Origin of the sequence: Cedecea colo (assembly GCF_011808225.1) — a bacterium.
GTDB lineage: Bacteria > Pseudomonadota > Gammaproteobacteria > Enterobacterales > Enterobacteriaceae > Dryocola > Dryocola colo.
Genome location: NZ_SOYS01000004.1, coordinates 208,660 through 223,611 on the forward strand (window position 1 = coordinate 208,660; position 14,952 = coordinate 223,611).

The window sequence follows — 14,952 nt, forward strand, 5'->3', positions numbered from 1 at the left end:
GCTTTACGCTGGCGTTTCTTTAGTGATGGTTCCGGTGGCCGTTATCGTGGTCATTATCACGATAGTCGTGACGATCGTAATGGCGATCGGGGCCGCCATGCGGACGCCAGTGGTTATCGCGCCACTCATAATGATTACCCCACCAGCCATGGTCGCGCCAGTGGCCGCCATCCCAGTAGTTACCATGATCATCCCGATCGCCGATTTGCAGCTTCACCGCCGGAACCAGGGTTATTTCAGCGGCCTGCACGGCCAGAGGAGTCACCGCCAGAATCGATAACGCCAGAACGATAGGTTTCAACATAAGTACTCCTTAACACATTCATGCCCGTATGGGTCGTTAAGGAGAGCTTATGCCGAATGGCGCCCGGTTGTTATCCTGCGCAATCCTAATATCTAAGTGTCCGCATTTTATGGGAATTTCTACTTTTTTCCTCCTTGATTCCTGCTTATTTTCTCCATAATCAGGCCCAAAACCACCCGAAAAGGTGTTCAGACTGATAACAAACTCTCAATCAGCACAGGTTGAACGTATACCGTCGAATAAAAAATAAGTAAAATCAATGCATTGCTTTTCAGCTGATAACTACAAAGAAGGAAAAGCCACGTTTTTTCCTTCTTTGTCAGCAATCTAAACCACCCAAAAGGGTGGTTCGTTTGCGGCCCTGCCAGTTACCAGGCTTTCGCCATCATTAATTTACGCAGCGCAGCAAAATCCGCTGGCAAATTGTGAGAGAGCAGCGGCAAATCAGCACGCGATGCCAGTTCTTCCGGCAACGGCAGCGTCTCATCAAGGATTTCTTCAACGCTCTCTTTGAATTTCGCCGGGTGTGCCGTTCCCAGGAACAGGCCGTATTCGCCCGGCTGTAGCTGGTCGCGCAGCGCGCGCCAGGCAATCGCCGCGTGTGGTTCGGAAACATACCCCTTCGCCCGCAGCTCACGCATCGCCTGCTTCGTCTCTTCGTCGCTCAGCGCGGCATAGCCCAGATCGGCCAGCCGCCAGATTTTACGGCGGAACAGCTCTTCCACGCGCGGCCAGTTGTTTGGCTGGCTGACGTCCATCGCGTTAGAAAGCGTGGCAACGGTGGTGTTTGGCGACCATTTACCGTCTGCCAGGAAGCGCGGAACGGTGTCGTTGGCGTTGGTGGCGGCGATAAAGCGTTTAACCGGTAAACCGAGCGATTTCGCCAGCAGGCCAGCGGTCAGATCGCCAAAGTTACCGCTAGGCACGGAAATAACCAGCTGATTACGGGACGCCTGCGGAAGCTGCGCCACGGCTTCGAAGTAGTAGCAAATCTGTGCCAGCAGGCGGCTGATGTTGATAGAGTTTGCGGAATTTAACCCCAGCGCGGCCTTTAGCTCTTCATCATCGAATGCCTGTTTGACCAGCGCCTGACAGGCATCAAAATCGCCATCAATGGCTACGGTTTCAATATTGCCGCCAAGGGTACAGAACAATTTTTCCTGCAGCGGACTGATTTTGCCACGCGGATAAAGGATCACTACGCGGACGTTTTCCAGCCCGTAGAATGCATGCGCCACGGCCGCGCCGGTGTCGCCGGAAGTCGCCGTTAAAATCGTTACCGGTTTATCGCCGCTGATATGGGTCAGCATCTGGGCCATAAAGCGCCCGCCGAAATCTTTAAATGCCAGCGTCGGGCCGTGGAACAGTTCAAGACAGCCAATATCCGGCTCGACGCTTTTAACCGGAGCAGGGAAAGCAAAGGCCGCACGCACGCACGCCTCAAGCTGTTCCTGAGGAATTTCATCGCCGATAAACGCGGACAGGATCTTGCTGCTGCGCGTGACGAAATCCATCTTCAGCATTTCGTCGATTTCGGTCAGTTCGAACTCGGGCAGGTCGTGCGGGAAAAATAGCCCCTGCTGTTTGCCCAGGCCCTGCGTAATCGCCTGGGCAAAATTGACCTGCTCGTTATGATCTTTAAGGTTATACAGTTTCATGCGTTATCCCAGAACTCGTGCGCCAGCCGTATCCAGACGGCAAATATGTACAAAACCTTCCTGGTTCTGCAAATAATGAAGGCTTAGCCAGTCAGCCACGCGCTGTGCGGTATCGGTGTTATCGCACAGCGCAAATAAGGTCGGGCCGGAGCCAGAAATGCCGCTCGCCAACGCGCCAATATCCGCCGCAGCCTGACGCGCTTCGTTAAAGCGCGGCAGTAATTTGGCACGATACGGCTCGGCAATGACATCACGCATCAGCTTTGCTGCAAGCTGTGGCTGGCGGGTATGACAGGCGTGAATAAAGCCCGCCAGATGGCGACCATGGCTGATGCAATCCTGGCGGCGATACTGTGCGGGCAGGATCGCACGCGCTTCGGCGGTGGAGACTTTAATCCCCGGATAGGCCAGCACCCACAGCCACTCGTCAAAGCCCGGCACCGACTGGCTAATAATGCCGTTTTCTTCGATCATCAACTGCATACCGCCAAGGTAGCACGGTGCGACGTTATCGTAGTGAACGCTGCCCGAAATACGGCCTTCCAGCTCGCCCATCAGGCTAAGCAAACGGGCCTCGCTGAGCGGCCTGCCGCAATATTCGTTCATCGCCATTAACCCCGCGACGACGGAGCAGGCGCTGGAGCCAAGGCCTGAGCCAATCGGCATACTTTTTTCCAGCGTCATCGCGACGGGAACGTTTTTGCCGATTTCCTGGCAGAAGCGTTCCCAGCATTGATAAACAATGTTCTCACGCGGCTCGGACGGTAATTTACTGGCAAAGCGCCCGATATTGTTCAGACTGAACGATTCCGCCGCTTCGACCGTAACGTAGTCTCCCAGCAGCGAACCATCTATTGGCGAAACCGCCGCCCCCAGCACATCAAACCCGACGCTCATATTGGCACTGCTTGCCGGGGCGTATACTTTAACCATCTTAAACTCCTAACTTCCATGACAGGGTGCGCAATAAGTCCGCAAAGACACCGGCAGCCGTAACATCGTTGCCCGCACCGTAACCGCGCAGCACAAGAGGCAGCGGCTGATAATAGTGGCTATAAAAAGCCAGAGCGTTTTCGCCGTTTTTGACCTTATACAGTGGATCGTTACCGTCCACGGCGTCAATTTTAACTTTGCAGCTACCGTCTTCTTCGATCGCACCCACAAAACGCAGCACTTTACCTTCATCGCGCGCTTTCGCCACGCGAGCTGAAAAATCGTCATCCAGCTGCGGCAAGCGCGCCATAAACGACTCGACGTCCCCGCTGGAATCGAAGGACTCAGGTAAAACAGGTTCGATAACGATATCGGAAAGTTCGAGATTGCTGCCCGTTTCGCGAGCCAGAATCAACAGCTTGCGCGCCACGTCCATGCCGGAAAGATCGTCACGCGGATCGGGTTCGGTGTAGCCCATTTCACGCGCGACGCGCGTCGCTTCCGACAGGCTCATCCCTTCATCAAGCTTGCCAAAGATGAACGACAAAGAACCGGAAAGGATGCCGGAGAAACGGCGCAGCTCATCGCCCGCATTCAGCAGGTTTTGCAGGTTTTCGATAACCGGCAGCCCCGCGCCAACGTTGGTATCATAGAGGAATTTACGCCGCGATTTCGCCGCGGCGTTACGCATCTGATGGTAGTAATTCATAGTCGAGGTGTTCGCCTTTTTATTTGGCGTCACCACGTGGAAACCTTCGCCGAGGAAATCGGCATACTGATCCGCCACCGCCTGGCTTGAAGTACAGTCGACGATGACCGGATTCAGCAGATGATACTCTTTTGCCAGACGGATAAGGCGGCCCAGGTTAAACGGCTCTTTGGCTTCGGCCAGTTCCGCCTGCCAGTTTTCAAGGTCCAGGCCATGGACGTTGGTCAGCAAAGCTTTTGAATTTGCCACGCCGCAGACGCGCAGATCGATATGCTTCTTTTTCAGCCAGTTTTGCTGGCGCTTCACCTGCTCAAGCAGCGCGGAACCCACGCCGCCGACGCCAATCAGGAACAGCTCAATAACCTGATCGGTATTGAACAGCATCTGATGCGTCACGCGCACGCCGGTGGTCGCATCGTCGTTGCTGACCACAACGGAAATAGAACGCTCGGAAGATCCCTGTGCGATCGCCACAATATTTATGTTTGCGCGAGCAAGCGCCGCAAAGAACTTAGCGGAGATGCCGCGCAGCGTGCGCATACCGTCACCCACTACGGAGACGATCGCCAGGTGCTCCATAATCGCCAGCGGCTCAAGCAGGCCTTCTTTCAGCTCCAGATAAAACTCTCCTTCCATAGCGCGGCGCGCGCGGCCGCAATCACCCTGCGGCACGCAGAAGCTGATGCTGTATTCGGAGGAAGATTGCGTAATCAGCACCACGGAAATGCCCGCGCCGGACATCGCAGCGAAAACGCGCGCTGCCATGCCCACCATGCCTTTCATGCCCGGCCCTGAGACGTTAAACATCGCCATGTTATTCAGGTTAGTAATGCCCTTAACCGGCAGCGCGTCTTTATCGCTTTCAGCGCCAATCAACGTGCCGGGCGCCTGAGGATTACCGGTGTTTTTGATAAGGCATGGGATCTGGAACTGGGCGATGGGGGTAATGGTGCGGGGGTGAAGAACTTTGGCGCCGAAGTAGGATAGCTCCATGGCTTCCTGATACGACATCGACTTTAACAGCCTGGCGTCGGGTACCTGACGCGGATCGCAGGTATAAACACCATCAACGTCAGTCCAGATTTCACAACAATCGGCGCGTAAACACGCGGCCAGCACGGCAGCGGAGTAATCGGAACCGTTACGGCCAAGTACAACTAGCTCCCCCTTATCGTTACCGGCAGTAAAGCCCGCCATTAACACCATATGGTCAGACGGGATGCGGCTGGCGGCGATGCGCCGGGTGGATTCAGCGATATCAACGGTGGATTCGAGATAATGCCCAACGGCGAGTAATTTTTCGACCGGATCGATAACGGTAACGTTGTGACCGCGGGCTTCAAGCAACGCTGCCATGATGGCGATGGAAAGCTTTTCACCACGACAAATAATAGCCGCGTTGATGCTGTCCGGACACTGCCCTAACAGGCTGATGCCGTGCAGGACGTGTTTAAGCTGGGCAAATTCTTGCTCAACAAAGGCTTTAAGTTTCGCGAGCGGGAAGCCGGGTTGCGCTTCGGCAAGCCCGGTAAGCAATTCGTTAAAAATGCGCTCGGCGTCGCTGATATTCGGTAGTGCATCCTGTCCACCGATGGTTTTTTCAATCATCGCCACCAGGTGATTGGTAATTTTTGCCGGGGCAGACAGCACGGTCGCCACCTGCCCCTGTTTGGCATTGCTTTCCAGGATATCGGCAACACGGAGAAAACGTTCCGCGTTCGCCACTGATGTACCACCGAATTTCAACACTCGCATTGGATATTACCCCTTGATTTTTAGTCGAAAAAAAAGCCCGCACTGTTCAGGTGCGGGCTTTTTTCGTTTTTCCTGTATGCGTCAGCCCGCACCGTTACCTGTGGTAATGGTGGTTGTAATAATTGTGGTCATCGGGCTGATGCGGATCATGGATGTTGTGTGCTCTTAATCTGATTTACCTGTATTGGTTAAAGTATCCGTCAGATGAAGTCAATTTATTTTTAGTTTTGCTACCCAGGCTTACGTTTCCCCGGTTCGCTAACAAACAGGGCGGAAATGACATGTTTACGCTGCGTAACTGCGGATATCACTCGGCGTTATCACTGCCAGAAGCTTTCTGCACAATATTATCCACTGGCAGATTTATTTCGATATCGTGCAGCAATCGATGCAGCATTGCGGTATCTCGCTGCGTTAAAAGCCCTAAACGCTGCTGTAGCCAGTCGGCCATTTTCTGGTCGTCCGCAACATCAAGGCGAGCGGTCAGCGCCGTTATACGCAGGCGTAAGGCGCTCAATTGTTGAGCATCCGCCTCCTGCTTCTGTGCTGCGGGCAACTGCATAAGGGAAGAAAGCTGGTAGCAATAAACCATCACCGCCTGCCCTAAATTTAGCGATGGATAATCCGCCACCATCGGCACGCCGGTGAGCACGTCAGCCAGCTCCAGTTCTTCATTGGTCAGGCCCGAATCCTCGCGTCCAAAGACCAGCGCGGCGGTGCCAACCCATTCACGTTTCTCTTCCAGCAGCGGCACCAGTTCTTGCGGCGTCGCGTAGTAATGAAATTTGGCCCGGCTGCGGGCGGTGGTCGCGACGGTAAAATTAACATCGTGCAGCGCATCGGCAAGCGTTGCAAAATGCTGTGCATTATCAAGGATATCGCCTGCGCCATGCGCCACCCAACGCGCTTCTGGCTTAAGGTGAGCATCGCTTGCCACTATACGCAATGCCGTAAAGCCCATGGTCTTCATAGCACGAGCGGCGGCACCGACATTCTCGGCTCTGGCAGGGGAAACCAGGATGATTGGTAAACGCATCAAAACTCTCTTAAAAATCGTCAAACCCGGGAAAAAACCGGCGCTAAAATGATAATGCGCGTCACAAATTTACTTTAATGCAACATTCGCACAGGCGATAATAAGTTATAAAGACAAACATGAAGCGCATAAGCTTTAGATGCAAATCGCTGAATAATCCCGGTAAAACTGGTTACATCCTGCTGGTTATTATAGGTAAAAAGCGTTTATTACCCTAAGTAAAACCGCTTTACCAGATTTATTGTATCCAGGGCGTCACTGCGTTGATTATTAAAAAAATGTGACGCAGGCTAGCAATACGCGACGATGATTTCATCAAACTGTTAACGTGCTACAATTGGAATTGATATATGTCAACGAAGCGTAGTTTTATCAGATGTCTGAAGCGGTCCTGCCTGTTATGTTGCTGTTAAAATGGTTAGGATAATAGCCGTTTTTGACACCGTCGGGTCCAGAGGGAAAAGCGCCCACGACCAAGCTAATGATGTTGTTGACGTTGATGGAAAGTGCATCAAGAACGCAATTACGTACTTTAGTCACGTTTAGCCCGACATGTTAATTTATGGCATGTACCTGGCAGGTCAGGGACTTTTGTACTTCCTGTTTCGATTTAGTTGGCAATTTAGGTAGCGAACATGCAGACCCCGCACATTCTTATCGTCGAAGACGAGCTAGTAACACGCAACACGTTAAAAAGCATTTTTGAAGCTGAAGGCTACGATGTCTTTGAAGCGACTGATGGCGCAGAGATGCATCAAATCCTTTCAGATAATGACATCAACCTGGTCATTATGGATATCAACCTGCCGGGCAAAAATGGCCTGCTGCTGGCGCGTGAACTGCGTGAGCAAGCCAACGTGGCGCTGATGTTCCTCACCGGCCGCGATAACGAAGTAGACAAGATCCTCGGTCTGGAAATCGGCGCAGATGACTACATCACTAAGCCATTCAACCCGCGTGAACTGACTATTCGTGCCCGTAACCTGCTGTCGCGCACCATGAATTTAGGCGCCATTAGCGAAGAACGCCGTTCGGTTGAAAGCTACAAATTTAACGGCTGGGAACTGGATATCAACAGTCGTTCTCTGGTTAGCCCGAATGGCGAACAGTATAAGCTGCCGCGCAGTGAGTTTCGCGCCATGCTGCACTTCTGTGAAAACCCTGGCAAAATTCAGTCGCGCGCCGAACTGCTGAAAAAAATGACCGGGCGCGAGCTTAAGCCGCACGATCGTACCGTTGACGTCACCATCCGCCGTATTCGTAAACACTTCGAATCCACGCCGGACACGCCTGAAATCATCGCCACTATTCACGGCGAAGGCTACCGTTTCTGCGGCGACCTGCAGGAATAATTCAGGTATAGCGGTTAGCATTACGAAAGGGCGGATTTCCGCCCTTTTCTTTTTGCTGTTATTTCCACGGCATGATTGGCACGGCGCTCAGCGCGTTCTTTGGCGAACCCTCAACCACTTTATCCGAGTAAGCCAGATACGCCAGCGTGTTACGCTTCGCGTCGTAAAAACGCACGACCTGAAGCTTTTTAAACACTAAAGAAGTGCGTTTCTGAAACACCACTTCTCCCTGCGATTTGCCGGCTTTAATCTTCTCGCTGAGTTCTACCGGCCCGACCTGCTGACAGGAAATCGCCGCATCGGAAGTATCTTCCGCAAGGCCCAGACCGCCCTTAATACCACCGGTTTTGGCCCGGCTGATATAACAGGTAACGTTCTTCACATCCGGATCGTCAAAAGCTTCTACGACAATTTTATGATCCGGCCCAAAGACCTTAAACACCGTGTCTACCGAACCGATCTGTTCAGCAAAAACGCTCTGGGACAACATCAGCAACGCACCCGCTGCGGCTAACTCTTTATATTTCATATTATTACCGTTAATAAAGGTGACCCCGATTGACTAAACAGGCTTGAGGAAAAAGTTGTTTAATATCACTTTATTAATCAACTTATCCATAAGAAAAATTGAATTTGGCACAACTTGTTATAAAAAACTCTGCCGGCTCTGAGAATAAAAAATGCTATTATCCGGCCATAATTACGGCACTGCTCTGTCAGGATGAGGATATTTTATGGATCAGGCTGCGATCATTCGCGATCTGCTTACCTGGCTAGAACGCCATCTGGATCAACCCCTTGCGCTGGATAATGTGGCGGCAAAGGCGGGCTACTCTAAGTGGCATTTACAAAGGATGTTCAAAGACGTTACGGGAAACGCTATCGGCGCCTACATTCGTGCGCGTCGCTTATCAAAATCCGCCGTAGCGCTGCGCCTCACCGCTCGTCCTATTCTTGATATTGCGCTTCAGTACCGCTTTGACTCACAACAGACGTTTACCCGCGCCTTTAAAAAGCAGTTCGCACAGACGCCAGCATTATATCGTCGTTCTCCGGACTGGAGCGCTTTTGGTATGTGCCCGCCGCTGCGTTTGGGCGAGTTTACCCCGCCCCAGGCTCATTTTGTCACCCTGCCGGAAATGCATCTGGTTGGCGTCACGCAGAGTTATAGCTGTACGCTTGAACAGATTTCAGATTTCCGCAATGAAATGCGCATCCAGTTCTGGGCACAGTTCCTTAACAATGCCCCGAGCCTCCCTCGTGTGCTGTACGGTTTGCACGAGCCGCGCCCAAGTATTGAGAAAGACGACGAACAGGAAGTGTTTTATACCACGGCTCTGACGCTGGAAATGGCCAACGGCTTCCTGCCGGATTCTCATCCGGTCACGCTGGAAGGCGGCGATTACGTTCAGTTTAACTATGAGGGGCCGAGCACAGGGCTTCAGGACTTCATTCTGACCGTTTACAGCACCTGTATGCCGTCGCTGAACCTGACCCGCCGTAAGGGTCAGGATATTGAGCGCTTCTTCCCGCAGGAAGAAACGCGGGTTGAAAACAGACCGCTGCAAATCCGCTGTGAATACCTGATTCCGGTGCGCCGTTAACGCTGCAGTTCGTCTAACGCAGGGGCATCTAAGTGTGAGATATCCCCTGCCGTTTCAACCACCCAGCCTGGCGCAAGCCACGGGCTTTCCTGGTGATCCACACGCGAGATAGAACAGTTTCGCAAACGTAAGCGGCGCTCCGCCCAGGCCGGCAAGCCCAGAATCGTACTGACCAGGCAGCCCAGCGCCATGCCGTGGCTCACCAGCAGCGGACGGCTCCCGATGGGCAAATCACGGCAGGCATTGAGCGCCGCGTGCATACGGCTGCTCATTTCCAGCATCGACTCCCCTTCGGGAATGCGGCCATCCGGCGTCCCGTTGACCAGCAGACGACGCCAGCCCTCTTCTTCTTCGCTTAGCGTATCCAGATGTCGGCGTTCAAGCACGCCCATATCCAGCTCGCGCAGACGTGCGTCAAGCGTTACATCGCACCCACATCCTTGCGCGATTATCTCTGCTGTTCGACGCGTGCGGCCCAAATCACTGGCAATAACGTGAGTAATGCCCAATGCTTTGACACGTTCAGCCACTTGCCATGCCTGACGCTCCCCTTTTTCAGTCAGCGCGCTGTCTGACTGGCCCTGAATGCGGCGCTCCGCATTCCACTGCGTTTCACCATGGCGAACAAGGTATACCTGTAACATGCGTTTTATCCGTTATACTGCTGCAACAAAAAATCTTTAGAGTTTCAGTGATTATGTACCATGTCGTCTGCGCCACAACCAATCCTTCTAAAATTCAGGCTATTCTGCAGGCATTTGACGAAATCTGTGGTGAAGGATCCTGCCATATTGAGTCCGTTGCCGTCGAGAGTGGCGTACCAGAACAACCCTTTGGAAACGTTGAAACGCGAACGGGCGCACGATGCCGGGTAATAAACGCGCGCAAGCTCCGGCCTGCGGCAGATTTTTGGGTGGCCATAGAAGCGGGAATTGACGAAGGCAGCACGTTTAGCTGGGTGGTTATCGAAAACCACAGCACGCGTGGCGAATCGCGTTCGGCAACGCTGCCGTTACCGGCGGTCATTCTGGAAAAGGTGAAAGCGGGCGAAGCGCTTGGCCCGGTAATGTCGGCCTATACCGGCATCGACAAAATCGGCCGCAAGGAAGGCGCAATTGGCGTATTTACCGCCGGGAAGCTCACGCGAAGCAGCGTTTACCACCAGGCGGTCGTGCTGGCGCTGAGTCCATTCCACAATGAAATTTACCGTTAGCTTCCGCTGCGTAACAGCTCCTGTTCCAGCCAAAGACAGAGTTCTGGCGGTGCGGATTTCAGGCTGTTCGAGCCGCGAGTAATCGTCGCGATACCAGCGCCAAGCTCGTTTTTCAGCTCGCGCTGGCTCATTTCACCCTTCAGTAACTCTTCGATGATTCTCACGCGAGTGCCTAAAGCGGCGCGCTCATCTGGCGTAAGTAATAGCGCTAACAGCGGCAGATGGAGTTGCTTATCAAACGATTTTTGCAGCAAATCCACAAAGCGAAGCCACTCCTGATTGCTTTGCTCGGCCTGCTCCGCCGAATATTGAGAGAGCTGAGTCATATCATGCCACCATACTATTTAACTAGTACAGCAGCATAACATAAACTCCCGCAACTCAATAACGGCGTTGCCATTCGGCGTCCGTTAACAACGGCGCCGATTTGCCCATGAAATACTTATAGTAAGCGTCATAAGCCAGCACATTTTTCACATAGCCGCGCGTTTCGGAGAACGGAATGCTTTCCACAAAAGCGACGGCGTCAATGCGCCCTGCGCTGTTGCCAAGCCAGGTTCTGACCCGTCCGGGCCCGGCGTTATACGCCGCCGATGAGAAAATACGGTTGTTCTCAAACTGTTGATATACGGACTCCAGATAGGTAGTGCCAATATTGATATTGGTATCCGCATCCAGCAGCTGATTCGGGCTGCTGTAACCTGCGAGACCGAACTTACTCACGGTATGCGCCGCGGTAGCAGGCATAACCTGCATCAGACCGCTGGCCCCCACCGGCGAGCGCACTTTTGGGTTCCAGGCACTCTCCTGACGGGCGATAGCCATCGCGTAGCTTTGCGAAATGTCTTTGCCGCTGACATAGCGGGCGAAAGTATTTTTGTAGGCCAGCGGGAAGCGCTCTTCGAGATGATCCCACAGCTTGCCGGCGATCGTCGCCTGAACGCTCAGATCCCACCAGTTTTGATCGAAGGCGTAACGCGCCAGCCCTTCCTGCTCTGGTTTACTGCGGCTGGTGATTAAATTCGCCCATTCGCTGCGGGCGGTGTTATCCATATTCCAGTACATCAGTTCACGCACGCGCGCCATTTCCGGGCCCTGCACCAGCGCCTGATTCGCCGGGGCGGCTTTATCCACGCGCAAAGGATAATCTTCACCTAAACGCTGGGCGGCGATCATCGGATAAAAACCACGCTGTTGCATCAATGAATGAAGGATCTCTTTGGCTTCAGCTTCACGCCCCCGCTCAAGCAGCAAATCCGCCTGCCAGTAGCGCCATTCATCTTTTTCTTTGGCATCCATCGGCAGGCGCGCAAGCCAGGTATTCAGCCCCGCGCGATCGCCTGAGCCCAGCGCCATGCGCACGCGGCGCTCAATCAACGAGGTAGACTGCGAGCGCATGATCACATCGTCGCGCCAGCTGGCCTGCTCAGAGGTAATATCGTTGCCCATCAGACGCCAGGCTACGGTCTCTTTCAGCTCCTGGGCCCGATCCTCATTCAACTGCTGGGCCTGCACCAGAGATGGGATCATCAGGCGTGCGTTTTCCGCATCCTGACGTGCAATGCGGGTGAAGGCTACCGCAGCCGCCTGACGGGTAAAATCTGTTGCGCCAACGGTACGGGCAAAAGTAAGCACGGTATCAGGGTCGTTTTGCAGGCTGACAAGCGAGCTGGCAATGGTCTGGTAATCTGCTGGCATCTGACTTGCCAGGCTCGTCACCAGAGAGGTATTGCCTTCTTTCATCGCCAGGCGGATACGTTCCAGATACGCAAGGGGATCCTGCGTCCCGGATGAACGCCAGGCCGAGAACAGACGATCGCAGCTCGAAGGTAAATTCTTACCGCTCAGCCACAGTTCCTTTGCCCCGCTCCACGCGGCATCGGCTTGTCCGGTATTCCACTTCGCGTAGTAATAGTTACATTTTGATTCTGTCGTGCCCGGTGGTTCCGGGCTAAAAGCCAGCAATCCTCGCCAGTCTTCACGACGCGCCAGTTCGTTTACAAAGCGGGATTTCAGCGAGCGCGCCGGAGGTAAAGTTGGATTCGCCTGGATAAACCGGCTGACGGAGACCGCCGGCTCATTCATTAAATCATCGGTGAGCAGGCGATATTGCAAATAAGGATAGAGCGGATAATTCTGCAAACCGGGCAGCATCTGCTGCACCACATCCATTTGCCTGTTATCCCACGCCTGTTTGATTTGCGCATAACGGTTGCGTTGTTCGTCGAGCGAATCGGCCCGGGCCACACCGGCGAACGTTGCCAGGCAAACGCCTGCGGCCAGCATACGCCATACAACTTGACTGAATTGCCCCACAAGTTCTCCTCATATGTGTCAGGGCGGCATCGTGCCGCCGCGCAGACTGATGACAAACCTCATGGCTTGCGAAGTTCTGAAAGATGTCACCCAAAAAATGAACGGAAAAATCAATTTATTGATTTTCGGCGGATCAACCCCAAAGCAGGAAAAACCACGTTTTTACTGATTTGTCGGCAATCTCAGGGCGGCATCATGCCGCCACGTTATCTTCATGCTAACCAGGGGGAGCCGGATGCGCCACGCCAGATAAGGATATTTTGCCAATAAACGCCTTAAGCCCGTTTTGGCTAACACAACCGGCGTACCCTGCTGGGATTACCGGGTGAAAACGGCTACACTTCGCCATTGATATGAACCATCTTAAATCACGAAAAAGAGGCGAAGTCGCACTGTGGCTCAATTCGTTTATACCATGCATCGTGTCGGCAAAGTTGTTCCGCCGAAACGTCATATTCTGAAAAATATCTCGCTCAGTTTCTTCCCTGGCGCCAAGATCGGCGTGCTGGGTCTGAACGGTGCCGGTAAATCCACTCTGCTGCGCATAATGGCGGGCATTGATACGGAGATTGAAGGCGAAGCCCGTCCTCAGCCTGGTCTGAAAATTGGTTATCTGCCTCAGGAACCTAAGCTCAACCTGGAGCATACGGTTCGTGAGTCCGTTGAAGAAGCTGTTTCCGAGGTTGTTAACGCGCTGAAAGGTCTGGATGAAGTGTACGCGCTGTACGCCGAACCGGATGCTGACTTCGATAAGCTCGCCGCACAGCAGGGCAAGTTTGAAGAAACCATTCAGGCGCACGACGGCCATAACCTGAACGTTCAGCTTGAGCGCGCAGCCGACGCCCTGCGTCTGCCAGACTGGGATGCAAGAATCGAAAACCTGTCCGGTGGTGAGCGCCGTCGCGTGGCGCTGTGCCGCCTGCTGCTTGAAAAGCCAGACATGCTGCTGCTCGACGAACCAACCAACCACCTGGACGCCGAGTCCGTGGCCTGGCTGGAACGCTTCCTGCACGACTTCGAAGGCACCGTTGTGGCGATTACCCACGACCGTTACTTCCTCGACAACGTAGCGGGCTGGATCCTGGAGCTGGACCGCGGCGAAGGTATTCCGTGGGAAGGCAACTACTCTTCATGGCTTGAGCAAAAAGATCAGCGTCTGGCGCAGGAAGCCTCCCAGGAAGCGGCCCGCCGTAAATCCATTGAGAAAGAGCTGGAATGGGTCCGTCAGGGCGCGAAAGGCCGTCAGTCGAAAGGCAAAGCGCGTCTGGCTCGCTTTGAAGAGCTTAACAGCGCTGAATATCAGAAACGTAACGAAACCAACGAACTGTTTATCCCACCGGGTCCACGTCTGGGCGATAAAGTCGTTGAGGTTACCAATCTGCGTAAATCCTACGGCGACCGCCTGCTGATTGAAGATCTTTCCTTCTCCGTACCGAAAGGCGCGATCGTCGGCATCATCGGTCCGAACGGCGCGGGTAAATCTACCCTGTTCCGTATGATGTCCGGCCAGGAACAACCTGACAGCGGCACTATCGAACTGGGCGAAACCGTGAAGCTGGCTTCCGTCGATCAGTTCCGTGACGCGATGGACAACAGCAAAACCGTCTGGGAAGAAGTCTCCGGCGGCCAGGATATCATGCGTATCGGCAACACCGAGATGCCAAGCCGTGCTTACGTTGGCCGCTTTAACTTTAAAGGCGTTGACCAGGGTAAACGCGTCGGCGAGCTGTCCGGCGGTGAGCGCGGTCGTCTGCACCTGGCGAAGCTGCTACAGGTTGGCGGCAACATGCTGCTGCTCGATGAACCGACCAACGACCTGGATATCGAAACCCTGCGCGCGTTAGAAAACGCCCTGCTGGAGTTCCCGGGCTGCGCAATGGTTATCTCCCACGACCGCTGGTTCCTTGACCGTATCGCGACCCATATTCTGGATTACCAGGATGAAGGCAAAGTTGAATTCTTCGAAGGTAACTTTACCGAATACGAAGAGTACAAAAAACGTACCCTGGGTGCGGATGCGCTGGAGCCTAAGCGTATCAAGTACAAGCGTATTACTAAGTAATAAAAACGGG

At 53.6% G+C, this 14,952-nt stretch carries 14 protein-coding genes, 1 pseudogene and 1 other annotated feature; of the genes and pseudogenes, 4 read left to right on the forward strand and 11 right to left on the reverse strand.

Going from position 1 to position 14,952, the window contains the following annotated elements:
* Positions 1-19: 19 nt before the first annotated feature.
* The 7 genes and pseudogenes from E2L00_RS11330 to yjjY all read right to left on the reverse strand — a co-directional run bounded on the left by E2L00_RS11330 (position 20) and on the right by yjjY (position 6,935).
* A complete protein-coding gene (locus E2L00_RS11330; RefSeq protein ID WP_167611320.1) occupies positions 20-304 on the reverse strand; it encodes a DUF2502 domain-containing protein in 285 nt (94 codons plus the stop codon).
* A 368-nt stretch (positions 305-672) separates the two neighbouring features.
* Positions 673-1,962, reverse strand: coding sequence for a threonine synthase (thrC, locus tag E2L00_RS11335; RefSeq protein WP_167611323.1), 1,290 nt, complete (start codon positions 1,960-1,962; stop codon positions 673-675).
* 3 nt (positions 1,963-1,965) lie between these two features.
* The gene (gene thrB / locus E2L00_RS11340) at positions 1,966-2,895 is read right to left on the reverse strand and encodes a homoserine kinase (RefSeq protein ID WP_167611326.1); all 930 of its coding nucleotides are present in this window, start codon (positions 2,893-2,895) and stop codon (positions 1,966-1,968) included.
* Between the two features lies 1 nt (position 2,896).
* Positions 2,897-5,359, reverse strand: coding sequence for a bifunctional aspartate kinase/homoserine dehydrogenase I (gene thrA, locus E2L00_RS11345; protein ID WP_167611329.1), 2,463 nt, complete (start codon positions 5,357-5,359; stop codon positions 2,897-2,899).
* 26 nt (positions 5,360-5,385) lie between these two features.
* Positions 5,386-5,502 (reverse strand) — a sequence feature (Thr leader region).
* A complete protein-coding gene (thrL, locus tag E2L00_RS11350; RefSeq protein WP_072009468.1) occupies positions 5,441-5,509 on the reverse strand; it encodes a thr operon leader peptide in 69 nt (22 codons plus the stop codon). (Overlaps the previous feature by 62 nt.)
* A 157-nt stretch (positions 5,510-5,666) precedes the next feature.
* On the reverse strand, positions 5,667-6,395 hold the full coding sequence (locus tag E2L00_RS11355) for a tRNA/rRNA methyltransferase (RefSeq protein ID WP_167611333.1): 729 nt from the start codon (positions 6,393-6,395) through the stop codon (positions 5,667-5,669).
* Between the two features lie 398 nt (positions 6,396-6,793).
* Positions 6,794-6,935: pseudogene (yjjY, locus tag E2L00_RS11360) on the reverse strand (YjjY family protein).
* Between the two features lie 95 nt (positions 6,936-7,030).
* Here yjjY and arcA point away from each other — a divergent pair.
* A complete protein-coding gene (gene arcA, locus E2L00_RS11365; RefSeq protein WP_034459438.1) occupies positions 7,031-7,747 on the forward strand; it encodes a two-component system response regulator ArcA in 717 nt (238 codons plus the stop codon).
* Between the two features lie 58 nt (positions 7,748-7,805).
* On the opposite strand, the gene creA is transcribed toward arcA, so the two are convergent.
* A complete protein-coding gene (gene creA, locus E2L00_RS11370) occupies positions 7,806-8,276 on the reverse strand; it encodes a protein CreA (protein WP_167611336.1) in 471 nt (156 codons plus the stop codon).
* A 205-nt stretch (positions 8,277-8,481) separates the two neighbouring features.
* Here creA and robA point away from each other — a divergent pair, with 205 nt between their 5' ends.
* On the forward strand, positions 8,482-9,351 hold the full coding sequence (gene robA / locus E2L00_RS11375) for an MDR efflux pump AcrAB transcriptional activator RobA (RefSeq protein WP_167611339.1): 870 nt from the start codon (positions 8,482-8,484) through the stop codon (positions 9,349-9,351).
* On the opposite strand, the gene gpmB is transcribed toward robA, so the two are convergent.
* On the reverse strand, positions 9,348-9,995 hold the full coding sequence (gene gpmB / locus E2L00_RS11380) for a 2,3-diphosphoglycerate-dependent phosphoglycerate mutase GpmB (RefSeq protein WP_167611341.1): 648 nt from the start codon (positions 9,993-9,995) through the stop codon (positions 9,348-9,350). The two genes, robA and gpmB, sit on opposite strands and share 4 nt — an antisense overlap.
* 53 nt (positions 9,996-10,048) lie before the next feature.
* Here gpmB and yjjX point away from each other — a divergent pair, with 53 nt between their 5' ends.
* Positions 10,049-10,564 (forward strand): inosine/xanthosine triphosphatase, encoded by a 516-nt coding sequence (gene yjjX, locus E2L00_RS11385; RefSeq protein WP_167611665.1) that lies wholly within the window; start codon positions 10,049-10,051, stop codon positions 10,562-10,564.
* Here yjjX and trpR read toward each other — a convergent pair.
* Positions 10,561-10,890: a trp operon repressor gene (gene trpR / locus E2L00_RS11390; RefSeq protein ID WP_167611344.1), complete on the reverse strand. Its 330-nt coding sequence runs from the start codon at positions 10,888-10,890 to the stop codon at positions 10,561-10,563. The two genes, yjjX and trpR, sit on opposite strands and share 4 nt — an antisense overlap.
* A gap of 55 nt (positions 10,891-10,945) precedes the next feature.
* On the reverse strand, positions 10,946-12,880 hold the full coding sequence (gene sltY / locus E2L00_RS11395) for a murein transglycosylase (protein ID WP_167611346.1): 1,935 nt from the start codon (positions 12,878-12,880) through the stop codon (positions 10,946-10,948).
* A 394-nt stretch (positions 12,881-13,274) separates the two neighbouring features.
* On the opposite strand from sltY, the gene ettA reads away from it, so the two are divergent.
* Positions 13,275-14,942, forward strand: a complete 1,668-nt coding sequence (ettA, locus tag E2L00_RS11400) for an energy-dependent translational throttle protein EttA (protein WP_167611349.1) — start codon at positions 13,275-13,277, stop codon at positions 14,940-14,942.
* The last annotated feature ends 10 nt before the right edge of the window (positions 14,943-14,952 follow it).